This window comes from Oceanimonas sp. GK1 (assembly GCF_000243075.1).
Classification (GTDB): Bacteria; Pseudomonadota; Gammaproteobacteria; order Enterobacterales; family Aeromonadaceae; genus Oceanimonas.
Genome location: NC_016745.1, coordinates 923,143 through 945,426, shown reverse-complemented (window position 1 = coordinate 945,426; position 22,284 = coordinate 923,143). Strand labels below are relative to the sequence as shown.

Annotated in this window: 22 protein-coding genes and 1 other RNA gene; 5 read left to right on the top strand and 18 right to left on the bottom strand. The window is 61.7% G+C overall.

The genetic code is table 11. The features are described 5' to 3' along the window. From mraY to rnpB, 8 genes are all read right to left on the bottom strand, one after another. Nucleotides 1–1,083: a phospho-N-acetylmuramoyl-pentapeptide-transferase gene (gene mraY / locus GU3_RS04480; RefSeq protein ID WP_014291360.1), complete on the bottom strand. Its 1,083-nt coding sequence runs from the start codon at nucleotides 1,081–1,083 to the stop codon at nucleotides 1–3. Further along, on the bottom strand, nucleotides 1,077–2,417 hold the full coding sequence (gene murF, locus GU3_RS04475; RefSeq protein WP_014291359.1) for a UDP-N-acetylmuramoyl-tripeptide--D-alanyl-D-alanine ligase: 1,341 nt from the start codon (nucleotides 2,415–2,417) through the stop codon (nucleotides 1,077–1,079). The genes mraY and murF overlap by 7 nt, the downstream gene beginning before the upstream one ends. Continuing rightward, the gene (murE, locus tag GU3_RS04470) at nucleotides 2,414–3,898 is read right to left on the bottom strand and encodes a UDP-N-acetylmuramoyl-L-alanyl-D-glutamate--2,6-diaminopimelate ligase (protein WP_014291358.1); all 1,485 of its coding nucleotides are present in this window, start codon (nucleotides 3,896–3,898) and stop codon (nucleotides 2,414–2,416) included. The genes murF and murE overlap by 4 nt, the downstream gene beginning before the upstream one ends. Beyond that, a complete protein-coding gene (locus GU3_RS04465; protein ID WP_014291357.1) occupies nucleotides 3,882–5,630 on the bottom strand; it encodes a peptidoglycan glycosyltransferase FtsI in 1,749 nt (582 codons plus the stop codon). Before GU3_RS04465 ends, murE begins: the two co-directional genes overlap by 17 nt. Beyond that, nucleotides 5,627–5,938: a cell division protein FtsL gene (gene ftsL / locus GU3_RS04460; protein ID WP_014291356.1), complete on the bottom strand. Its 312-nt coding sequence runs from the start codon at nucleotides 5,936–5,938 to the stop codon at nucleotides 5,627–5,629. The genes GU3_RS04465 and ftsL overlap by 4 nt, the downstream gene beginning before the upstream one ends. After that, nucleotides 5,938–6,882, bottom strand: coding sequence for a 16S rRNA (cytosine(1402)-N(4))-methyltransferase RsmH (rsmH, locus tag GU3_RS04455; RefSeq protein WP_014291355.1), 945 nt, complete (start codon nucleotides 6,880–6,882; stop codon nucleotides 5,938–5,940). The genes ftsL and rsmH overlap by 1 nt, the downstream gene beginning before the upstream one ends. 2 nt (nucleotides 6,883–6,884) lie before the next feature. Then, nucleotides 6,885–7,343 carry a division/cell wall cluster transcriptional repressor MraZ gene (gene mraZ, locus GU3_RS04450; protein ID WP_014291354.1) on the bottom strand — a complete coding sequence of 153 codons (459 nt, stop codon included), beginning with the start codon at nucleotides 7,341–7,343 and terminating at the stop codon, nucleotides 6,885–6,887. A gap of 246 nt (nucleotides 7,344–7,589) precedes the next feature. Continuing rightward, nucleotides 7,590–7,972, bottom strand: an RNA gene (rnpB, locus tag GU3_RS16675) — RNase P RNA component class A. Nucleotides 7,973–8,150: 178 nt separating this feature from the next. Here rnpB and GU3_RS04445 point away from each other — a divergent pair. Then, nucleotides 8,151–10,037: a methyl-accepting chemotaxis protein gene (locus tag GU3_RS04445; RefSeq protein ID WP_014291353.1), complete on the top strand. Its 1,887-nt coding sequence runs from the start codon at nucleotides 8,151–8,153 to the stop codon at nucleotides 10,035–10,037. A 220-nt stretch (nucleotides 10,038–10,257) separates the two neighbouring features. Here the strand turns inward: GU3_RS04445 and rsmI are convergent, their stop codons facing one another. Beyond that, nucleotides 10,258–11,097: a 16S rRNA (cytidine(1402)-2'-O)-methyltransferase gene (gene rsmI / locus GU3_RS04440; protein WP_014291352.1), complete on the bottom strand. Its 840-nt coding sequence runs from the start codon at nucleotides 11,095–11,097 to the stop codon at nucleotides 10,258–10,260. 174 nt (nucleotides 11,098–11,271) lie between these two features. Here rsmI and GU3_RS04435 point away from each other — a divergent pair, with 174 nt between their 5' ends. From GU3_RS04435 to dolP, 4 genes are read left to right on the top strand one after another with little or no spacing between them, the layout of a single operon-like run. Next, nucleotides 11,272–13,005: a penicillin-binding protein activator gene (locus GU3_RS04435; RefSeq protein WP_014291351.1), complete on the top strand. Its 1,734-nt coding sequence runs from the start codon at nucleotides 11,272–11,274 to the stop codon at nucleotides 13,003–13,005. Further along, the gene (locus tag GU3_RS04430) at nucleotides 12,962–13,342 is read left to right on the top strand and encodes a YraN family protein (protein WP_014291350.1); all 381 of its coding nucleotides are present in this window, start codon (nucleotides 12,962–12,964) and stop codon (nucleotides 13,340–13,342) included. The genes GU3_RS04435 and GU3_RS04430 overlap by 44 nt, the downstream gene beginning before the upstream one ends. Before the next feature lie 8 nt (nucleotides 13,343–13,350). Then, nucleotides 13,351–13,941, top strand: a complete 591-nt coding sequence (locus tag GU3_RS04425) for an SIS domain-containing protein (protein WP_014291349.1) — start codon at nucleotides 13,351–13,353, stop codon at nucleotides 13,939–13,941. A gap of 4 nt (nucleotides 13,942–13,945) precedes the next feature. Next, complete coding sequence (gene dolP, locus GU3_RS04420) at nucleotides 13,946–14,524, top strand: division/outer membrane stress-associated lipid-binding lipoprotein (protein WP_014291348.1); 579 nt, start codon at nucleotides 13,946–13,948, stop codon at nucleotides 14,522–14,524. Between the two features lie 51 nt (nucleotides 14,525–14,575). Here the strand turns inward: dolP and GU3_RS04415 are convergent, their stop codons facing one another. From GU3_RS04415 to zapE, 9 genes are all read right to left on the bottom strand, one after another. Next, a complete protein-coding gene (locus tag GU3_RS04415) occupies nucleotides 14,576–15,895 on the bottom strand; it encodes an IS4 family transposase (RefSeq protein WP_014290740.1) in 1,320 nt (439 codons plus the stop codon). A gap of 105 nt (nucleotides 15,896–16,000) precedes the next feature. Next, on the bottom strand, nucleotides 16,001–16,429 hold the full coding sequence (locus GU3_RS04410) for a ClpXP protease specificity-enhancing factor (protein WP_193372548.1): 429 nt from the start codon (nucleotides 16,427–16,429) through the stop codon (nucleotides 16,001–16,003). 11 nt (nucleotides 16,430–16,440) lie between these two features. Further along, complete coding sequence (gene sspA, locus GU3_RS04405; RefSeq protein ID WP_014291346.1) at nucleotides 16,441–17,070, bottom strand: stringent starvation protein SspA; 630 nt, start codon at nucleotides 17,068–17,070, stop codon at nucleotides 16,441–16,443. Between the two features lie 87 nt (nucleotides 17,071–17,157). Next, a complete protein-coding gene (locus GU3_RS04400; protein WP_014291345.1) occupies nucleotides 17,158–17,892 on the bottom strand; it encodes a cytochrome c1 in 735 nt (244 codons plus the stop codon). Continuing rightward, nucleotides 17,889–19,106: a cytochrome bc complex cytochrome b subunit gene (locus GU3_RS04395; protein WP_014291344.1), complete on the bottom strand. Its 1,218-nt coding sequence runs from the start codon at nucleotides 19,104–19,106 to the stop codon at nucleotides 17,889–17,891. The genes GU3_RS04400 and GU3_RS04395 overlap by 4 nt, the downstream gene beginning before the upstream one ends. 4 nt (nucleotides 19,107–19,110) lie before the next feature. Then, the gene (petA, locus tag GU3_RS04390; RefSeq protein ID WP_014291343.1) at nucleotides 19,111–19,701 is read right to left on the bottom strand and encodes a ubiquinol-cytochrome c reductase iron-sulfur subunit; all 591 of its coding nucleotides are present in this window, start codon (nucleotides 19,699–19,701) and stop codon (nucleotides 19,111–19,113) included. Nucleotides 19,702–19,999: 298 nt separating this feature from the next. After that, entirely contained in the window at nucleotides 20,000–20,392 is a 393-nt protein-coding gene (gene rpsI, locus GU3_RS04385) for a 30S ribosomal protein S9 (RefSeq protein ID WP_014291342.1), read from the bottom strand. Between the two features lie 15 nt (nucleotides 20,393–20,407). After that, on the bottom strand, nucleotides 20,408–20,836 hold the full coding sequence (gene rplM / locus GU3_RS04380) for a 50S ribosomal protein L13 (protein WP_014291341.1): 429 nt from the start codon (nucleotides 20,834–20,836) through the stop codon (nucleotides 20,408–20,410). 251 nt (nucleotides 20,837–21,087) lie between these two features. Further along, the gene (gene zapE, locus GU3_RS04375; RefSeq protein ID WP_014291340.1) at nucleotides 21,088–22,188 is read right to left on the bottom strand and encodes a cell division protein ZapE; all 1,101 of its coding nucleotides are present in this window, start codon (nucleotides 22,186–22,188) and stop codon (nucleotides 21,088–21,090) included. Nucleotides 22,189–22,284: the final 96 nt, after the last annotated feature.

The window sequence follows — 22,284 nt, the reverse complement described above, 5'->3', positions numbered from 1 at the left end:
TTATCTCAGCTTCAGGGTGGCCAGGCCGGTGAGCACCAGCATCAGGGTGATGATCCAGAAACGAACAATCACCCGCGGCTCGGGCCAGCCTTTCAGTTCGTAATGGTGATGAATGGGTGCCATGCGGAAAATCCGCTGGCCCCGCAGCTTGTAGGAGCCCACCTGCAGGATCACCGACAGGGTCTCGATCACGAAAATGCCGCCCATGATCACCAGCAGGAATTCCTGGCGCACCAGCACGGCAATCACGCCCAGGGTCGCTCCCAGAGCCAGTGAACCCACATCCCCCATAAACACCTGGGCGGGAAAGGTGTTGAACCACAAAAAGCCGAGGCCGGCACCGACAATGGCGGTGCACACCACGGTCAGCTCGCCGGCATGAGCCACGTACGGAATGTGCAGGTACTCGGCGAAATTGACGTTACCGGTGGCCCAGGCCACCAGCGCAAAGCCCGCCGCCACCATGACGGTGGGCATGATGGCCAGGCCGTCGAGGCCATCGGTCAGGTTGACCGCATTGCTGGAGCCGACGATCACGAAGTAGCTGAGCACGATAAAGAACAGGCCAAGCTGGGGCATGACGTCCTTAAAGAAGGGCACCACCAACTGGGTCTGGGCCGGATCCTTGGCAATCCAGTACACAAAGCCCGCCGCCGCCAATGCCGCCGCCGACTGCCAGAAATACTTCCAGCGGGCAATCAGGCCGTCGGTGTTCTTGCGCACCACCTTGCGGTAGTCATCCACAAAGCCGATGGCGCCAAAGGCGCCCAGCACGAACAGCACCACCCACACATAGGGGTTGGACAGCCGGGCCCACAGCAGCACCGATACAAAGATGGCGATCAGGATCATCAGACCGCCCATGGTGGGAGTGCCAGCCTTGCTGAAGTGGGACTCGGGACCGTCGTTGCGCACCACCTGGCCAATCTGCAGTTGCTGCAGCCGGCGGATCAGCCGGGGGCCAATCCACAGGGAGACCAGCAGGCCGGTCAGGATGGAGATGATGGCCCTGAAGGTGAGGTAGGAAAAGACGTTGAAAAAACCGAAATGGGGAGTCAGCCATTCCGCCAGCCAGACTAGCATAGCTCTCCCTCCTGAATGGCCCGGACCAGCTGTTCCATCCGGGCACTGCGTGCACCCTTGACCAAAACCACCACCTTGTTGTGGGCAGCCAGCGCCGCTTTCAGCGCCGGCCACAGTTGTTGCTTGTTGTCGAAATGACGGCCCTGGGCCGCCGTGGCCGTGTCCTTGCTGTCACGGCCCACGGTGAGCACCGCATCAATGCCGAGCTGGCGGGCATGCTCGCCCACCTTGATGTGCATGTCGCGGCTGTAATCGCCGAGCTCGGCCATGTCGCCGAACACAAAAATACGATACCCGGGCAGGCTGGCCAGGGTATCGAGCCCCGCCAGTACCGACGCGACGCTGGCGTTATAGGTATCATCCAGCACCGTCAGCCCGGGTCGCATCCAGACCTGCAGCCGGCCTTTGGCCTGGTTAAAGGCGGCAAGACCGGTCGCAATCTCCTCCAGGCTGGCGCCGAGCTGCTCGGTACCGGCGGCGGCAGCCAGGGCATTGGCCACATTGTGCCTGCCGGGCACCGGCAACTGCACCTCTACCTCGCCCTTAGGCGTCAGCAGCCGGAACCGGGCGCAGCCGGCGCCATCCAGGGTCACCTGGCGGGCCTGGTAGTCGCGCCGGTCGCCGAAATACATCAGTTCCACCTGCTGTTTCCACAGGCTGCAAAAGGGACTGTCGCCGTTGGCAATGGCCACGCCACCGGGAACCAGACCGCTGTAGATTTCTCCCTTGGCCTGAGCGATGCCCTCCAGGGAGCCGAACCCTTCCAGGTGTGAAGCTTCCACGTTGTTAATCAGTGCCACATGGGGCTTTGCCAGCGAACTGGTCCAGGCAATTTCACCGATGTGGTTGGCGCCGAGCTCGATCACCGCGTAGTCGGTGTCGTGGGTCAGCTCGCACAGAGTCAGGGGCACCCCGATTTCGTTATTGAGGTTGCCTCTGGTGGCCAGCACCTCGCCCTTCTGGCGCAGTATGCTGGCGGCCATTTCCTTCACCGTGGTCTTGCCGCAGCTGCCGGTAATGGCCAGCACCCGGGCACCACTTTGCTCACGCACCAGGCCGCCGAGCACCCCCAGCGCCAGCCGGGTGTCGGCCACCCGGATCTGGGGCAGTTCGGAATCCAGCCAGCGCTCCACCAACAGGGCGGCCGCCCCCTGCGCCACCGCCTGGGCGGCAAAGTCGTGAGCGTCGAAACGCTCACCGGACAAGGCCACAAACAGGCAGCCCTCATCCATGGGCTGACGGCTGTCGGTGGACACCGCCAGAATATCGCGGTCACTCCCGCGCAGCTCGCCGCCGGAGGCCTCGGCCAGCCGGCTCAGGGAAATGGCAATCACCGGTCTGCTCCCAGCGCGGCGGCCAGCGCGGCGGCCACGGTTTCCCGATCGCTGTAATGTAAGGTCTGTGTACCCACTATCTGATAATCCTCATGGCCCTTGCCTGCTACCAAAATAATGTCCTGCTCGTTCGCTGCGCCCACGGCATAGGCAATGGCCTCGGCCCGGGAGTGAATCACCCTGGCGGTATTCGGTGCACTGAGTCCGGCCTGCATATCGGAGATAATGGCCGCCGGTGACTCGGTGCGGGGGTTGTCGTCGGTCAGGATCAGCTCGTCGGCGCCATTTTCCCCCGCCGCCGCCATCAGCGGCCGCTTGCCCCTGTCCCGATCGCCGCCGCAGCCCACCAGGCACCACAGCCGGCCCCGGCAGTGCAGACGCAGCGCCTGTAGCACCTGCTCCAGGGCATCCGGGGTGTGGGCATAGTCCACCACCACCAGCGGCTTGCCGGGGGCGGTAAAGGGCTCCATGCGCCCGGCCACCCCCACCAGTTTGGGGGCGGTTTCCAGCAGTCGCTCGAAGGACTCACCAAGCACCAATAACGCCCCCATGGCCGCCAGCAGATTGGCGACATTGAAACGGCCGATCAGGGGGGCGGATAATACACCATTCCCCCAGTCGGAGTTAATGGTCACTTTCACCCCGTCACCATAAAAATGCACCGTTTCCGCCACCAGCTGGCGGCCGGGAAAATCCGCCATTCGGCCGTGCAGGCTGTAGGCCACGGCGTCGGGGTAATGAGCCAGCCAGCGCCGGCCGTGAACGTCATCGGCGTTGATCACCCGGCCCTGGCGGCACAGTTCGAACAGGCCGCGCTTGACCTCACCGTATTCCGCCATGGTGCCGTGGTAATCCAGATGATCCCGGCTCAGGTTGGTGAACACCGCTACGTCAAAATCCAGCGCGGCCACTCGGTGCTGATGCAGGCCGTGGGAAGACACCTCCATCGCCACTCTGCGCGCACCGGCGTCGAGCATGGCCGCCAGCTCGGCCTGCACCTCCAGCGCCGAGCCGGTGGTGTTGACGGCAGGCCGAAGCCGGCCGCACAAGCCGTTGCCCAGGGTACCCATCACGCCGGTGGTGGTGCCCAGCAACTGGCTCCAGTGGGCGATCAGCTGGGAGACGGTGCTTTTGCCGTTGGTACCGGTCACCCCCACCAGTTGCAGTTGCCGCGACGGGTCGCCATAAAAGGCACCGGCCAGCCGCGACAGCTGCTCCGGCAGCCGGTACACGCCCAGCAGGCGGTGGTCCTGGGCATCCAGGCCGGCCGCTTCGGGGGTGTCGGCCTGATAGATCACCGCCGAAGCACCCCGCTCCAGGGCACTGCCGATAAACTGACGACCGTCGGTCTGATGGCCTTTAACGGCAATAAACAGGCAGCCGGGGGTGACCGCCCGGCTGTCGAGGGTGATGTGCTCAATGGCGATGGCCGGGGCCGCGTGGCCCAGGGGAATCGCCAGCTCTCTAAGTGTGAGGGACAACGGCTGCCTCCTGTCCTGCCAGCTGGAATTGTTCTTCGGTGGCCGCATCGGGGCGAATGTTGAGCAGTTGCAGGGCACCACTCATCACCTCGGCAAACACCGGGGCCGCCACCTGACCGCCGTAATACTGATCGCCCTGGGGTTCGTTGATCACCACCACCATGGCCAGGCGCGGATCGCTGAGCGGCGCCACGCCGGCAAAGAGGCCCACGTAATCGCTGCCGTAACCGCCGGCGATGGCCTTGCGCGAGGTGCCGGTCTTGCCGCCCACCCGGTAGCCGGCAATGGCGGCGTTGGTGGCGGTGCCGCCGGGGCGTACCACGCTTTCCAGCATGTTCAGTACCGCCTCGGCATGGCGGCGGGGGATCACCTGCTCGCCGCTGGCGGGCTGATTGCGTTTGATGATGGTCAGCGGATGGCGCTCGCCGCCGTTGGCCAGAATGGCATAGGCCTGGGCCAGCTGCAGTGGGGTGACGGTCACGCCGTAGCCAAACGACAACGTGGCCTGCTCGATGTCGGACCAGCGCCGGCGCTGGGGCACCAGGCCGGTACTCTCGCCCACCAGCCCCATGCCCGAGTCGATGCCCAGGCCAAAGCGATACAGGGTGTCGAGCAGCTGATCCGGGGTTTCTTCCATCGCCATGCGCACCATGCCCATGTTGGACGAGCGCTGCAGCACGGTTTCCACGGTGATTTTGCCCAGGTTGCGGGTATCCGCCACCCGTTTGCCCCCCAGCCGCATCCAGCCCGGGCTGGTGTCGATGATGGAGTCGGCTTGCACCACGCCGTTTTCCAGGGCGCTAACCACTATCATCGGCTTGAGGGTGGAGCCCGGCTCATAGGTGTCGGTCACCGCCCGGTTGCGGGCGCGAAAGCTCTGGTACTGGCTGCGGTTGTTGGGGTTGAACGAAGGCGCGTTGACCATGGCCAGCACCTCACCGGTTTTTACATCCAGCATCACCAGCGAGGCCGAGGTGGCCCTGTGGTATTCAAAGGCGCGTTTGAGGGAGCGGTAGGCCAGGGCCTGCACCCGCTGGTCGATGGTCAGTTCGATGTGGTTCGCTTCCCGGGCTTGTGCCACCACCCCCAGATCCTCAATCACTCGGCCCAGGCGATCCTTGCGTACCTTGCGTTCACCGGGCTGGGCGGTAAGCCAGTCGTTGAAGGCCCGCTCTATGCCCTCGATGCCGGCGCCGTCGATATTGGTCATGCCCACCAGGTGGGCGTTGATCTCGCCGGTGGGATAAAAGCGCCGCTCTTCCGGACGCAGGTGCACCCCGGGCAGGCGCAGCTTGCGAATGTAGTCGGCCACCGCCGGGGTGACCTGGCGCTGCAGATACACAAAGCGGCGCTTGGGGTCCTGCACGCGGGCCAGCAGGGTGTCGTGGGGCACGCCCAGCACTTCCGCCAGCGCCTGCCAGGCCTGCTGCTTGTTAAGGCTCTGTTCGGCATGGATCTGCTTGGGATCCGCCCACACCGCCTGCACCGGCACCGACACCGCCAGCTCTTCGCCGTTGCGATCCATGATCATGCCCCGTGAAGCATTACTGACCGCCGTGGAGCGCAGGGAGCGCAGATCCCCCTCCTGACGCAGCCGATCCGGCGAGATCACCTGGATCCAGGCGGCCCGGGCGAACAACGCAAAAAAGGCCAGCAGGATCACGCCGCAGGTAAAATAAAACCGCCCGCGGGCCAGCATCGGCTCCTTTTTCTGTTTTTTGCGCCAGCTCATGGTTGCATCACCAGTTTTTCCTTGCCCGGCTCGGGCCGCTTCATGCCCAGTTTTTCCCGGGCCAGGGCCTCGATGCGGCTGTGCTCCATCAGGGTGTTCTGCTCCAGCAGCAGGTTGCGCCATTCGATGTCGAGCTTGTCCTGCTCGGCCATCAGCTCGTTGTATTCACTGGTTTTTTGACGGGTACTGTGGGTCACCACGATCACCGTCATGGCCGACACCACGGTGATCATGGCCAGCCCCAGCAGCCATTTGTAACGCCACAGATCCCGCCCGATTTCCCGGGCCAGGTTGATGCGGCTTTCCATTACGCCGAGGTCTCCAGCCGCTCGGCCACCCGCAGCACCGAGCTGCGCGCCCGCGGGTTGGCGGCCACTTCCTCGGGCGACGGCTTTTGCGCCTTGCCCACGCTTTTCAGCAGCCGGCCACCGGCCAGCTGGGCCTCGGTCAGGGGCAGTCCGGGCGGCACTTCAGGGCCTTTTTCCTGCTTGCGAATGAAATGTTTGACCAGACGGTCCTCCAGGGAATGGAAACTGATGACCGACAACCGGCCGCCGGGGGCCAGCACCGTCAGGGCGCCATTCAGTGCCTGCTCGATCTCGTCCAGCTCGCTGTTGATGTAGATGCGAATGGCCTGAAAGCTGCGGGTGGCGGCGTGCTTGTTCTTTTCCTTGCTGGGGTTGACCCGGGCGATCATCTCCGCCAGCTGGCGGGTTCGGCTCCAGGGCGTAGTCTGCCGGTCGTGTACGATGGCCCGGGCAATCTTGCGGGCATGGCGCTCTTCGCCAAAGGTTTTCAGCACCCAGGCGATGTCGTCCATATCGGCATGGTTGAGCCAGTCGGCGGCACTCTGGCCGCTGCCGGGATCCATGCGCATGTCGAGGGGGCCGTCCTTCTGAAAGCTGAACCCCCGCTCGGCTTCATCCAGCTGGGGCGAAGACACCCCCAGGTCGAGCAGCACGCCGTCCACCTTGCCGGTCAGGCCCTCGGCCTCCATCATGGCGGCCAGACCGGAAAAAGGGCCGTGCAGTATTTGAAAACGGGAGTCATGAATTTGCTCGGCGACGGCAATGGCCGCCGGATCCCGGTCGATGGCCAGCAAGCGGCCATTCGGGCCCAGTTTCGACAGAATATGGCGCGAGTGGCCGCCCCGGCCAAAGGTGCCGTCGACATAGATGCCGTCGGGACGAATATTCAGACCGGCCACTGCTTCTTCCAGCAGAACGGTAATGTGTGCCTGTTGTTCACTCATTGTTATAGCGAAAAGTCCCGCAATCGTTCCGATGAGTCCCAGCCTTCCTCGGGAAGCGCCTGCAAATCATCGTTTATTTGTTGTTGCCAGCGGGGCTCGCTCCAGATTTCGAAACGATTAAGCTGCCCTACCAGCATGATTTTTTTATCCAGCCCCGCGTGCAACCGAAGGGGCGCCGGCACCAGAAAACGGCCGTTGCCATCCAGTTCACACTCGGCGGCATGCCCCAGTAACAGCCGCTGCAGGCGCCGCTCCTGGGGATGAGTACTCGACAGGCTGCGCAGGGTTTTCTCTACCAGCTCCCACTCGTTCAGCGGGTAAAGCAACAGACAGGGGTGGCTGATGTCGATAGTGCATACCAGCAAGCCATCGCATTCATCACGCAACGGCTCACGATATCGGGTTGGTATGGCCAGCCGCCCCTTGCTGTCCAGGCTGATGGCATGGGCACCGCGCAACATTCAGAGTCCCTGAAATTCTACTTTGTTCCACAAAGATCCACTTTTTCCCACCGCACCAAGTGTAAGGAGCGAATACCGGCATTTCAAGCAAGGAAATAGTTGCTCACGACAAAGGGCGCTGTTGACGACTCTGTTTAAAAACACCAACGGCGATTTGCCGTGAAAAGGCGAGAGACAAAGAAAAAATACGCGGAAGCCGGTGGCATAACGAAACAACGCAGCCTGATGGCTGCGTTGTGGATAAATAAGGTGAGCTGGCCTGTAAGCCGGGTTCTGTATCGGGCAAGCCCGATTGACAATCATTCCTCTAGGCCGGCAATCGCTCGCCGGCTCCAGCAACCTACCCGCCTCCAGCGCGGGCCGCGCCTGTAGGAGGCCTATTTGGTCTTGCTCCGGGTGGAGTTTACCGTGCCACGGACTGTTACCAGCCGCGCGGTGCGCTCTTACCGCACCCTTTCACCCTTACCTGTGCCCGAAGGCCATCGGCGGTCTGCTCTCTGCTGCACTGGTCGTGGGCTCACGCCCCCCAGGCGTTACCTGGCACCCTGCCCTGTGGAGCCCGGACTTTCCTCCCCCTCGCCCGTCTGCCAAAGGCACCACGACGAGGCAGCGATTGTCCGGCCAGCTCGGCGCGCAGTGTACCCCAGGCCGGCGCCGGGCGCCAGTCCCATTCAAATTGCACCTTCTGCAGGCTAAACAGTGGCCGGGATCTCATTTTGACGAATTACCGAGACAAGCTCTGGGGCCACGACCTGAAGCGCTTTATTATTGAGCATTCTCTTTCGGAACCCATCAAGGACGATGACCATGAAGATTGCCCACAAGGTCGGCTGGGCGGCGGCGGCCGTGCTGTTTTTAACCACAGGGGTGCTGTCGGTACTGCAGGCCACCCAGATGCGCGCCGCCCTGATGGCGCAAACCCGGGCCGGCATCATGGAAACCAGCGACACCCTGGCCCGCCAGATCACCGGCTGGCTCAACGGCAAGCTGCAGCTGATCGATCTCACCGCCCAGCAGCTGGATCGCCGGTTTGACAACGGCGAGATCAATGCCGCCTTTACCGATCCTGTGCTGGTGGAACAGTTCGACTCCATGTTCGGCGGACTGGAGAGCACCGGCGGACGGGCCATTACCAACGACGCCAGTTGGAACCCGCCGGCCGACTGGGATGCCCGCCAGCGTCCCTGGTATGACCAGGCCCGGCTGGCCCCGCGAGCGGTGCTGACCGAGCCCTATGTGATCGCCAGCAGCGGCGAGCTGATGATCTCCGCCGTAACCAAATTCACTCAGCAGGGGGAATTCCGCGGCGCCTTTGGCGGCGACATTCACCTTGGCGTGATTTCCGACGCCCTCAATACCCTCGACTTCAACCAGGCAGGCTATGCCTTTCTGCTGAGCGGCAAGGGCAATATCATTTCCCATCCCGATGCCGCCCTTAACGGCCAGCCGCTGAGCACCTTGTTTAACGGCAAAACCCCGGCCCTGGAAGCCACCCTGACCGAGATAAGCGGTAACGAGGCCGACCTGCTGGTGTCCTTTACGCCCCTGAACGGCCTCAGCGGCATGGACTGGTATATCGGCGTGGTACTGGATCGGGATACTGTGATGAGCGAGGTTGACAACCTTAACCGCCGGGCAGCAATAGGTACCTTTATCGGTGTGGCCCTTAGCCTGCTGCTGTTGGGCTTTCTGGTGCGTCATCTGCTGCGCCCGCTGGTGCAGTTGCACCAGTCACTGAAGGAGATCAACCAGGGCGAAGGGGATCTGACCCGGCGGCTGCCGGCCCGGGGAAATGACGAAATCACTCAGGTAGAGCAGGAATTCAACGGCCTGCTGCAGCACTTACAAACCCTGATCGGCGAGGTCAAGGGCAGTTCGCAGCAGGTAAAAGCCAGCGCCAGCCATACCACTCGGGAAGCCGAGCAGGCCGCCGGCCGGCTGCAGGAGCAATTACGGGAGTTGGATCAGCTGGCCACCGCCATGCAGGAAATGACGGTCACGGCCGAAGACGTGGCCCGCCACGCCCAGCACGCGGCCCAGGCGGCCACCGACGCCAGCCGGGAAACCGAAGACGGCGTGAGCGTGGTGTCATCGTCCACCAGCGCCATTCGCCGGCTGGCCGAGGACATGGACGAAACCAGCCTGGCCATCAACGAGCTGAGCCAGCTCAGCGGCCAGATAGAATCCATTCTGTCGGTGATCACCGGCATTGCCGAGCAGACCAACCTGCTGGCGCTCAATGCCGCCATCGAGGCGGCCCGGGCCGGTGAGTCGGGCCGGGGCTTTGCGGTGGTGGCCGACGAAGTGCGCTCCCTGGCCTCGCGCACCCAGGCGTCCACTCAGGAAATTCGCCAGATGATTGAGCGCCTGCAGCAGGGCGTGAGCCTGGCCGAGTCGCGCATACACCGAAGCCGTGACGCCGCCAGCCGCACCGCGGAAGAAGCGGGCGCCGCCAACGCGCTACTGACCCGCATTCGTGAGGCCATGACGCGTATCGACGACATGAACCTGCAGATCGTGACCGCCGCCGAGCAGCAAAGCGCCACCAGCGAGGAGATCAACCGCAACACCACCAACATTCGTGATCACGGCCAGGCAGTGGCGGATGGCGCCCGCCATCAGGTGGCACAGTGTGCCATCATGGAGCAACAGGTGGAACAGCAGGAACTGCGGCTGGGGCAATTCAGAGTTTAACCCGGCAATCAGCTCAGATTACCAACAGGAGGGCAAAGGGAGCTGCTTCACGACCGATCAAATGCAGGGGCCGAAAAATTGCTCCTGCATTTTCGGCATTCCCGCCATCCCTGGCGGTCAGATGCATTTGCCGAGCGACACAAGGAGGTGCTCGAAGCGTGTCGAGAAGCAGGCCCTTTGGTCGACGTTATGCGCTGTGGCAGACGATCTTCACATCGGATTATAAGCCGGCTTCCAGCCCGTATTTGTACAGGGCGTTCTTCTTCAAGCCGTGGATCTCGGCAGTCAGGGCCGAGGCCTTTTTCAGCCCCAGATCGGCGCTGAGCAGGGCCAGGGTTTTCAGCGCCGGCACCGGCAGGGCATCGGCGTCCGCCTTGTGTCCGGCCACCATCAGCACAATTTCGCCCCGGCAGCGGTTGGCGTCTTCCTTCAGCCAGTCGAGCATCTCGCCTGCCGGCAGGCCGTGAATGGTTTCAAAGGCCTTGGTCAGCTCCCGGGCCACCACCAGCCGGCGCTCTTCGCCCATCACTTCAACCAGCGCCGCCACTGTATCCAGCAGACGCCGGGGGGATTCGTAAAACACCATGGTTCTGGGCTCGTCCTTCAGGCTTTCCAGCTTGTCGTGACGGGCCTTGTCCTTGGCGGGCAAAAAGCCTTCGAACACAAAACGATCCGTGGGCAGGCCGGCCGCCGACAGCGCGGTGACCGCGGCACAGGGGCCGGGCAGCGCCACCACCTGAATGCCAGCCTCGCGACAGCGGTTGACCAGGTGATAACCGGGGTCGCTGATCAGCGGCGTGCCCGCATCCGACACCAAGGCGATGCTCTTACCGTCCAGCAACCGGTTCACCAGCTGCTCCGCCTTGTGCTGCTCGTTATGGTCGTGCAGCGCCCAGGTAGGGGTGCCAATCTGATAATGGGACAGCAGTTTGCCGGTATGGCGGGTGTCCTCGCAGGCAATCACATCCACCTGGCGCAGGGTATCCAGCGCACGCTGGCTGATGTCACCCAGGTTTCCGATGGGGGTGGGCACAATGTAAAGGGCGGCGGCCTGGTTCATGATGACTCCTGTGCAAGCAATTGTTTCACCGTCCCGGCCCGATTACACTTAGGACCAGAATGACTCAGCATGGGAAATAAGGGATTGGCAACTCAAACTCAATGGGCCAGTGTAACACGACTGCTGTTTACCCTGGTGCTTTCATCGGTTCTCGCCGCCTGCGGGACCGGGCTCATGCAGCCCGCCGTCACGCCCGAGCCGGCACCGGACATGTTCAGTCCCCTTGACCGCGCAGCCGAGCAGTATTCGGCCCAGGCCGAGGTCGCCAGCGGAGACGACGCCTTTGCCTGGCGAGTACTGGCCATCCGCGCCCAGCTGCAGCAGGGCAACACCGCCGACGCCAGAGCCCGGCTCAACAACCTGCGCAATGCCGCCTCCCTGTCCCAACAGCCGGTGCTCACTCTGCTCGACGCCGCCGTGCTGCTGACGGAGCAGCAACCGGGAGCCGGTCTGCAGCGGCTGCAGAGCATCGACGCTCAAGCCCTTGCCCCCTCCGCCCGGGCCTACCTGTGGCTGTTGCAGGCCAACCTGTACGAGCAACAGCAACAGCCGCTGGAAGCCGCCCTGGCCCTGATTGCCCGCCATGAGCTGCTTTCCGGCCCCGCCCAGGGCAACAACCGCGAGCGCATTCACCGGCTGCTGAGCGCGGTGCCCGCCGCCAACCTGCGCCAGGCCCAGAGCGAGCAATATTCCGCCGAGGCCAATGGCTGGTTCCGGCTGATGGCCATCCTCAACGCCACCGGGCAGCCCGAGGCCCAGCGCAACTGGCAGTTGCAGTCCTGGAGCAACAGCTATCCGGAGCACCCGGGCCGGGCCTACCTGCCCGACACTCAGGCGGTGGCGCAGCAACAAGACTTCAACCCGAGTCACATCGCCGTCCTGCTGCCCCTGTCCGGCCGCCTGGCCGAGCAGGGCGAAGCCATTCGCAACGGCATTCTCAGCGCCGGTCAGGGCCAGTCTGCCCGGGTCAGCTTTTTTGACACTCAGGGGACCGAGATGGGTGCCCTTTACCTGCAGGTGATGCAGGCCGGCGCCGACTTTATTCTGGGGCCCCTGCTCAAGGAAAACGTGGACGCCCTGCTCAAGCAGGACCCGGCCATTCCGGTGCTGGCTCTGAACCAGCCCGCCTATCAACCGGAGCTGGCCGGCTTCTATTATTTTTCCCTGTCCCCCGAGGGCGAGGCCGCCGACGCCGCCCGCCGCATCTGGGACGACGGCCACCAGCAGCCGCTGGTGTTCGCGCCGGCCAACGAGCTGGGTCGCCGGGTGGCAGCGGAGTTCAACCGTCAGTGGCAGGCCCAGAGCGGCCGCCCCGCCATCCTGGCCTATTTCAGCAACCAGGCCGGCATCGAGGCCGACGTGCGCCGGGCCCTGAGCAGCCGCCCCGCCGCTGCCGGCCCGGGGCTGCCAGTGAATGGCGGCACCCCCTTGGGCGCGGTGCCGGAAGCCCGCGCACCGGACTCGGTGTTTATGGTCTCCAACGCCGCCGAAACCCGCTTTATTCTGCCCTATTTCGACTTTGTGCGGGACAGCCGGGCCGGCCGCCTGCCCACCTATGTGATCTCCCGCAGCTACATTCCCGCCGGCGAAGCCCCCATGGGAGAGCTGGCCGGATTACGGCTGGCGGACATGCCCTGGATGTTTGACGGCTCGCCCCAGCTGAAGGAGGAGGTGCTGGCCCTCTGGCCCGATGCCAGCTCCGCCTGGCTGCGGCTGTTTGCCCTGGGCTATGACGCCAGGGCCGTGGTGATGCAACTGCCGGCGCTGCGCCAGGGGGCGCCGGCGGTGCCGGGACTGACCGGCGAGCTGACGGTATCGCCCGCGGGCGTGGTACAGCGCCGCCTGGAATGGAGGGAATACGTCAATGGCGACTGGCTTTCCATCGAACAGCAAACCGGGCCACAATAAACGCGCCCATGGCGCCCTGTATGAACGCCGGGCCGAAGACTACCTGCGCACTCAGGGATTGCTGCCGGTGGCCCGTAACTACCAGTGCAAACTGGGCGAAATTGACCTCATCATGCGCCAGGGAAAAACCCTGGTGTTTGTGGAGGTGCGTTATCGCCAGAATCGCCGCTTCGGCGGGGCCGCCGTGTCGGTAACCACCACCAAACAGCAGCGCCTGCGCCGTGCCGCCCTCAGCTATCTGCACATGAAGGGGCTGAACGAAGCACATCAGCCCTGCCGTTTCGATCTGGTTGCCTGCGACGGCGACCAGCTCAACTGGATACCCAACGCCTTTTAAGGAGCCTCATGCAGGAAGAAATCAAAGCCAGCTTTACCGAAAGCATTCAGACCAAAATCGCCGCCGCCGAAGCCCTGCCCGACGACATTCTGGCCGCGGCGCAGATGATGGTGATGTGCCTGCTCAACGGCAACAAGCTGCTGGTCTGCGGCAATGGCGGCTCCAATGCCCTGGCCCAGCTGTTTGTCAGCGAGCTTATCAACCGCTATGAAACCGAACGTCCGGCCCTGCCGGCAATGTGCCTGACCCTGGATACCAGCAGCATCAGTGCCATTGCCGTGGATCATCACTTCGACGACGCCTATGCCCGCCAGATACGAGCCCTGGGCCAGGCCGGCGACGTGCTGGTGGTGATTTCCACCAGCGGCCACAGCCGCAACCTGATCAAGGCCGCCGAGGCGGCGCTCAGCCGGGACATGACCATAGTGGCGCTGAGCGGCGGCGACGGCGGCGAGCTGGCCGGCCTGCTCGGCCCCAACGACGTGGAAATTCGAGTGCCAGCCTTGCGGGCACCGCGCATTCACGAGGTAAACCTGCTCACCCTGCACTGCCTGTGCGATCTCATCGACCGTACCCTGTTTCCCAGCCAGGAGGACTGACTGCATGAACAAGACAGTGATCACGCTGCTGACTTCCCTTGCCCTGCTGCAGGGCTGTGCCGGCCTGGTGGCCGCCGGCGGCGCCACCAGCGCCAACATGATCACCGACAGGCGCACCTTCGGCACCCAGATCGGCGATCAGACCATGGAAATGCGCGCCTTGCACCGGCTCGGGGAAGAAAAGCCGATGTGGAATGAGAGCCGCTTTGCGGTGATCATCACCAACGGCAAGGCCCTGCTGATCGGCCAGACTCCCACCGAGGCCTACCGTGCCCGGGCCGAGGCCATAGTGCGTGAGGTGCCCGGGGTCAGGGAAGTGTTCAACGAGGTGCGCATCGGCCCGCCCCTGACCCTGGCCCAGCAGAGCAGGGACACCTGGCTGACCTCCAAGGTCAAGAGCACCCTGCTGGCGGAAAAGAACATCGACGGCACCAAGCTCAAGGTGGTCACCGAAAACACCGAAGTATTCCTGATTGGCCTGGTCACCCGCAAGGAGGCGGACATCGCCGTGCAGCTGAGCCGTAACGTGGCTGGCGTGTCCAGGGTGGTCACCGCCTTTGAATACGTCCAGGATGCGCCCTGAAACGTTAGACGTTAGACGTAATAAAAAACGCAGCCCGTGGCTTAATGCCGTTCACTTAAGGTGAGCGGCATTTTTCTTTCTGACCGGATAGGTGTTTTTGGAAGCTTTCAGCACTCTTGGATAACTTCGTTCTCGTTTCCCCTCCAGCTTGAACTGTTTGGCCTGTTTCTCTGGGGCAAATACCTCTCTTGGCAAGTTGCCCGGTGCCACACTGGGCAGCTGGCTCAGCTTGAAGATGATGTAGGACGAGGCTTCCCTGAAGCTCAGCTGATTCGGATAGGTCGCCGGTAACACTCGAGCCATCAAGATCATTTTGTAGCGGATAAGGTTGTAGGCCAGCAGCACACCCCATAACTCCTGGTGTATCAGCTCCGGCAACTGGCTACGCAAGGTGAAGCGACTGTCCAGCAGGTGCTGCTTCATTTCTCGATAGCCCAGCTCGATTTCCCAGCGATGGGCATATAAATCCACAATATCCCGACCCGGATAGGCCATGGCATCGGTCAGAGAGGTCAGGATATGAACGAGCTTTCCCTTGACGGTTTTACTCAGCAGTCTCGCTTCCAGCGTCTCCGATAAGTCGGGCCACTTTTTTCTTGCCTGCGGGCTGGGGGTCAACCGCACCAGTTTGTCATCGCGGCCCAGGTTGCGCACCACCTCATACTGCGTGCCTTTACGCAACGGCAGCAACCAGTGCCGTTGCTGCCCTTGTTGCCAGGCATGCAGCAACCCCAATGAGTAGAACCCTTTATCAAACAGCGTCAGGCTATGGTCCGGTATGCTCGGCAGCAAGCGGACCGCCAGCTGCATTTCATTGACCGCGACGCTGTCAAAGGCGCTGTCCACCAACAAATGGCTGCTCAGCTCCATCAGGCACACCATGCGCACCTGGGGATAAGCGGCGTCCGTGGATTGGTTGGCGGTGCGGGCAAAGGCACCGGCATTCGGTGGTGAGTCCGGAGTGCGCCAGACTACGCCGTCAACACCATACAGGTTCAGTCCGCTCCAGTGCGGATGCTGAGCCTGCGCATGCCAGTTGGCACTGGTTTGCCTGAAGATATCGCGCACCACGTCGCTGCCCAGCTTTTTACGTGCTTGTGTGACCGCGCTGCGCACCACCGAGTCGACTTCTTGTGGCAGGACGATATCCAGCTTATTGATGAGCTGGCGTACGGAATCGCCACGAAACAGCGCCATGCCAATGACTGCCCAGACCATGGCTTCCATCGGAAGTTTGCGCTTGCGCACCGTCGCCACCCCGTTTGAAGCCAGACAAGCTTGGATTATCTCGGGGTCGAGCACCTCAGCCAGGCTGTGAAATTCAACGGTGCGATTGAGGGAGGTGCGAGCCAGTGCGTCAGAAAGCAGCATAAAAAAATCCGATGACCTGTGATCATCGGATTTTGATCTTCTGAGCGGGATCGTCAAGCGATTTGGCTTAACTGATCGGCATTAAGCCCGTGGCTGCGTTTTTTATTACTTGATGACCTTGAGGTTGGGCCGTCCCTTTTTGGGGGCAGGCTGGGCCGGCTCCATTTCCGGCGGCACCGGCTCATCGTCTTCCCGACTGGCGGCTTCCAGCCAGGTCTCGTAGGCCGGCTCCGGCGGAAAGAAGGTGCCGGCGCCGTTTTCCCGGGCCTGAATGGCCACCACCGCCGCCATGGGAATGTACACCTGCAGCGGCTGGCCGCCGAAACGGGCATTGAAGCTGACCGCCTCGTTGTCCATGTGCAGGCCGACCACGGCGCTGGGCGAGATATTGAGCACGATCTGGCCGTCGTTAACGTACTGGCGCGGCACTTCGGTATGGGGCACCTCGGCGTTCACCAGCAGGTGCGGGGTCAGTTCGTTGTCCAGCAGCCAGTCGTAAAAGGCCCGCAGCACATAGGGCCGGCTGGGGGTCATCTCGTCCATGGTCACACCTTGCCGCCCATGTCGCGCTCAACTTCGGTGAGCGAGGCCTGGAAGGAGTCACGCTCAAACAGACGAACCATGTAGGCCTTGAGCTCCTTGGCGCCACGGCCGGACAGCTCAATGCCGAGGGACGGCAGCCGCCACAACAGCGGGGCCATGTAGCAGTCGACCAGGCTGAACTCTTCACTCATGAAAAAGGGGAATTCGGCAAACACCGGCGCAATGGCCAGCAGGGCCTCACGCAGCTCCTTGCGGGCCTCGTCGGCCTTGTCGCCACGCTGAATGCGCGCCACCAGTGAATACCAGTCCTGATCGATGCGGTGCATCATCAGCCGACTGTTGCCCCGGGCCACCGGGTACACCGGCATCAGCGGCGGATGAGGAAAGCGCTCGTCCAGGTATTCCATGATGATGCGAGATTCATAAAGCACCAGCTCCCGGTCGACCAGGGTCGGCACCGTACCGTAGGGGTTCAGCTCCAGCATGTCCTCGGGCAGGCTGTCAGGCTCGACCTGGCTGATCTCCACACTGACACCCTTCTCCGCCAGTACAATGCGCACCTGGTGGCTGTAGATGTCATCCGCCCCCGAAAACAGCGTCATAATGGAACGTTTGTTGGCCGCAACTGCCATTGAATCCTCCAGAAATCAAAAATGGAACGGCAATGGAAGCAGTATACCCCCATTGCCGTTCACCTGTTCAGCTTAGACGACGTCTACTCAGTGTACGTCCCGCCAGTACTCTTTCTTCAGCAGGTAGGCAATGACGAAGAAGATAGCCAAAAAGCCCAGTACCCAGTAGCCGAGGCGCTGACGCTCCAGCTTGACCGGCTCACCGGAATACACCAGGAAGTTGACGATATCCAGCACCGCCTGGTCGTATTCGCCGGCGCTCAGCTCGCCGTTGCCGTCCGCTTCAATGCCCACCGGAGTGACCACTTCCACACCGTCAACGGTGCGGGTTTCGGTTTTCAGATGAGCGCTGCCCTGCAGCGGTTCCAGCACATGGGGCATGCCCACGGACGGGAACACCAGGTTGTTCACCCCAAAGGGACGGCTGTCGTCCTTGTAGAAGGAACGCAGGTAGGTGTAGAGCCAGTCGGCACCACGCACCCGAGCAACCAGGGTCAGATCCGGCGGCGCGGCACCAAACCAGTTGGCGGCATCGGCTTCCGGAATGGCGTTTTCCATCAGCTCACCGATGGCCACGCCGGTGAAGTTCAGGTTGGCCTGCATCACGTCTTCCGGAATGTCCAAATCCTCGGCCACCCGGTTGTAACGCTGGTACTGGGTGCTGTGACAGCCGGCACAGTAGTTCATGAACAACTTGGCGCCGTTTTGCAGCGAGGCCTTGTCGGTCAGATCATAGTTCGCCTCGTCGAGGTGAACATTGCCGCCGGCAGCAAAGGTCAGAGCCGGCAACAGCGCAAACAATGCAACAACTATCCTTTTCATTTGAACGTTACCCTCTCTGGCAGCGGCTTGGTTTTTTCGTTTTTGCTGTAGAAGAACAACAGCACGAAGAAGGCGAAATAGCCGAACGAAGTCACCTGGGCCAGCAGCGTCAGTACCGGCGTGGACGGCAGCGCGCCCAGAATGCCTAGAATAATAAAGCAGATCACGAACTGAGCGATGTTCAGCAGGTGCAGCTTGCTGCGGTAGCGGAAGGAACGCACCTTGCAGCGATCCAGCCAGGGCAGCACGAACAGCACGGCAATGGACAGGCCCATCAGGATAACACCCATCAGCTTGTCGGGAACCGCCCGCAGAATGGCGTAGAAGGGGGTGAAGTACCAGACCGGCGCAATGTGCTCGGGGGTCTTCAGGCCGTTGGCCGCTTCAAAGTTCGGCGCTTCCAGGAAGTAACCACCGCCTTCGGGCATGAAGAAAATCACAAAGGCGAAGAAGAACAGGAAACCGGCCACACCGACAATGTCTTTTACGGTGTAGTAAGGGTGGAAGGGAATGGCGTCTTTCGGCCAGCCGTTCTCGTCCTTGTTTTTCTTGATATCGATGCCGTCGGGGTTGTTGGAGCCCACTTCGTGCAGGGCAACAATGTGCAGGAACACCAGGATCACCAGCACCAGCGGCAGGGCAATCACGTGCAGCGCAAAGAAGCGGGTCAGGGTGGCGCCGGAGATCACGTAGTCGCCCCGAATCCACAGGGTCAGATCGTCGCCGATGACCGGAATGGCCCCGAACAGCGAGATAATCACCTGAGCACCCCAGAACGACATCTGGCCCCAGGGCAGCAGGTAGCCCATGAAGGCTTCCGCCATCAGCACCAGGAAGATCAGCATGCCGAACAGCCACAGCAGTTCGCGCGGCTTCTGATAAGAGCCGTAGATCAGTCCCCGGAACATGTGCAGGTAGACCACCACGAAGAAGGCGGAGGCACCGGTACTGTGCATGTAACGCAGCAGCCAGCCGTATTCCACGTCCCGCATGATGTACTCGATGGAGGCGAAGGCGCCTTCACCGGAGGGGTTGTAGTTCATGGTCAGCCAGATGCCGGTCAGGATCTGGTTAACCAGCACCAGCATGGCCAGGGAGCCAAAGAAATACCAGAAGTTGAAGTTTTTGGGCGCGGGATACTGACCTACGTGCTTGTTGTAGGTCGCCGTCATCGGAATGCGCTCGTCGATCCAGCTTACGAGTTTACCCAGCATGATGTTAGGCTCCTTCCTTGTCTTCGCCCACCAGAATGGTGGCGTCGTTGACATAGTAATAAGGGGGAATGACCAGGTTCAGCGGAGCCGGAACCCCCTGGAACACACGGCCGGCCATGTCAAACTTGGAACCGTGACAGGGACAGAAGAAGCCGGCGCTGACACCCTGCACCTGCTCGCCGAAGCTGTCGGGCAGGTAGGTCGGCGAACACCCCAGATGGGTGCACAGGCCCACGGCCACAAACACCTCGGGCTTGATGGAACGGTAGGCGTTCTGGGCGTAATCCGGCTGTTGCGGCTGCTCGGAGGCAGGATCCCGCAGCTGGTTGTCATGCTGGGGCAGCCCGTCCAGAATTTCCTGGCTGCGACGCACAACCCACACCGGCTTGCCCCGCCACTCCACCCGAATCAACTGACCGGGCTCCATTTTGCTAATGTCGACTTCTACCGGCGCACCGGCGGCTTTCGCCTTGGCGCTGGGGTTCCACGATGCTATGAAGGGCACAGCGGCAAAAGCAGCTCCGACCCCACCCACAACTGTGGTTGACCAGGTCAGAAATCTGCGGCGACCGGTATCAACTGGCGCATTGCTCATCCAAAAACTCTCCCATTTGGTCTCCGCGCATTTATTTTTCGTTCCATGCATTGATACTGCGATGTGGCAACCGCGGCGGATATCATGGTTTCAATTGCCACAAAAAAACCCGGAAATTCTAATGAAAAGCGCGGTCTTTTACAAGGACGGCCAGAGTGCCCAAGCTCTCATATATGGCGCCACAACTTGTTTCAAATCAATATCTAAGCAACGAGTGATTGATGCGTGAAAACCGGCTCTACACAATAAAAAAGCCCGGGTAAACCGGGCTTTTTGATATACAAGACTGCTGTCCCAATTAACGCTTGGAGAACTGGGGACGCTTACGCGCCTTGTGCAGACCAACTTTCTTACGCTCAACGCGACGGGCGTCACGGGTCACGAAGCCGGCCTTGCGCAGAGCACCGCGCAGGGTCTCGTCATACTGCATCAGGGCACGGGTAATGCCGTGACGGATGGCGCCAGCCTGACCGGAGATACCACCACCGGCAACGGTGATGTACAGGTCCAGCTTTTCGCTCAGCTCGGTCAGTTCCAGCGGCTGACGAACCACCATGCGGGCGGTTTCACGACCGAAGTACTGATCCAGTGAACGCTGGTTGATAACGATGTTACCGCTGCCCGCCTTTACGAATACGCGCGCAGTGGAGCTTTTGCGACGGCCGGTACCGTAGTATTGAGTTTCTGCCATTTGCCTAATCCCGCCTTAGATGTCAAGTACTTGAGGTTGTTGCGCAGCATGGTTGTGCTGGCTGCCCGCATAGACTTTCATCTTGCGGTACATGGCACGACCCAGGGGGCCGCGGGGCAGCATGCCGCGTACGGCAGACTCGATAACCATCTCGGGCTTGCGGTCAATCAGCTTTTCAAAGCTGATGGACTTGATGCCACCCGGAAAACCGGAGTGAGAGTAGTAAATCTTGTCCTGGGCCTTATTACCGGTTACCTGTACCTTCTCGGCATTGATCACGATGATGTAGTCACCGCAGTCAACGTGAGGAGTAAATTCCGGCTTGTGCTTACCGCGCAGGCGGCGGGCGATCTCGGTGGCCAGACGACCCAGAGTTTTGCCCTCTGCATCAACAACATACCAGTCACGCTTGACGGTTTCTGGCTTAGCAACAAAAGTTTTCATGGATGAACCCAAATTACTGAAAATGAATCCTACACTTGCGCACATGCGCAAAACACGACCAGACCCCCTACCCCTTCGAGTAGCTGTCTGCTTACTGTGATGCCACCTTATCGGCGGCTGTGTAACGTGGGCCGGGCGATTATAGGTAAAGTTGCCTTAAAAATCACCTGCTAATTTCAATGCCCGTTGAAACCGGCCGGCTCGCCCGCCCTTTCCCCCGACCATGCCTCGGACCGGGGCGCATATTGTGACTAAGGAAGGTGCTCTCTGGCAAGATATTCATGGGACTGCATTTCGGTCAGCCGCGACAGACAGCGCCGGAACTCGAAATTGAGCCGCCCTTCCCCGTACAACTGCTCCATGGGCACCGCCGCCGAGATAATGAGTTTGACGTGGCGTTCGTAGAATTCGTCCACCATGGCGATAAAGCGGCGGGCGGCATCGTCGGTGTCCAGCCCCATGGGCTGGACGTCCGCCAGCAGCACACTGTGGTAGCAGCGGGCCAGCTCGATATAGTCGAGCTGGGAGCGGGCGGTGCAGCACAGCTCGTTAAAGCCGATGTAGAGCACGCCATCCCCCTCGGCAATGGTGGCCAGTTGGCGGTGGTTGATCTCGATATCGGCGCCCCAGCGCCCCGGCTCGTTGCTCAGGCGGGCAAAATACTGCTCCAGGTTGGCACTGGCCTGAACGTCGAGCGGGTAGTGATAAATTTCCGCCTGCTGCAGGGTGCGCAGCCGGTAATCGGTCCCCGAGTCCACATTGACCACCTCGCAGTGGGCCTTGATAAGCTGGATGGCCGGCAGAAAACGGGCCCGCTGCAGGCCGTTGCGGTACAGCTCGTCGGGGGGAATATTGGAGGTGGCCACCAGGATAACGCCATGACCGAACAGGTATTCAAACAGGGTGCCGAGGATCATGGCGTCGGTGATGTCGGACACGAAAAACTCGTCGAAACAGATCACCCGGGCGTCCCGGGCCAACCGCTCGGCCACGGTTTTCAGCGGATCCGCCTGCCCCTTCAGGCTTTGCAATTCATCGTGCACCCGCACCATAAAACGGTGAAAGTGCACCCTGAGCTTGCGTTCAAAGGGCAGACAGTCATAAAAGGTATCCATCAGGTAGGTCTTGCCCCGGCCCACGCCGCCCCAGAAATACAGCCCGCGAGCCGGTGCTGCGGGCACCTCGGGGCGACCGGTGAGCCGCTGCCACAGGCTGGGCCTGGGAGGCTCGGCCGGCACCGCCGTGAGATCGTCGTACAAACGCTGTAAATGGGCCACCGCTTCGGCCTGGGCCGGGTCGCGCACAAAATCGGAACGGGTCAGATCCGCCTGGTATTTACTGCTCGGGGTCATGGCAATCACTGAATGAACGCAAGGGCCGCCAGTGTAGCGAGGCGGGTTGGGACAGGGCAAGGAATGGCCGGCAGAGGCTTGATCTTCCACACAAAA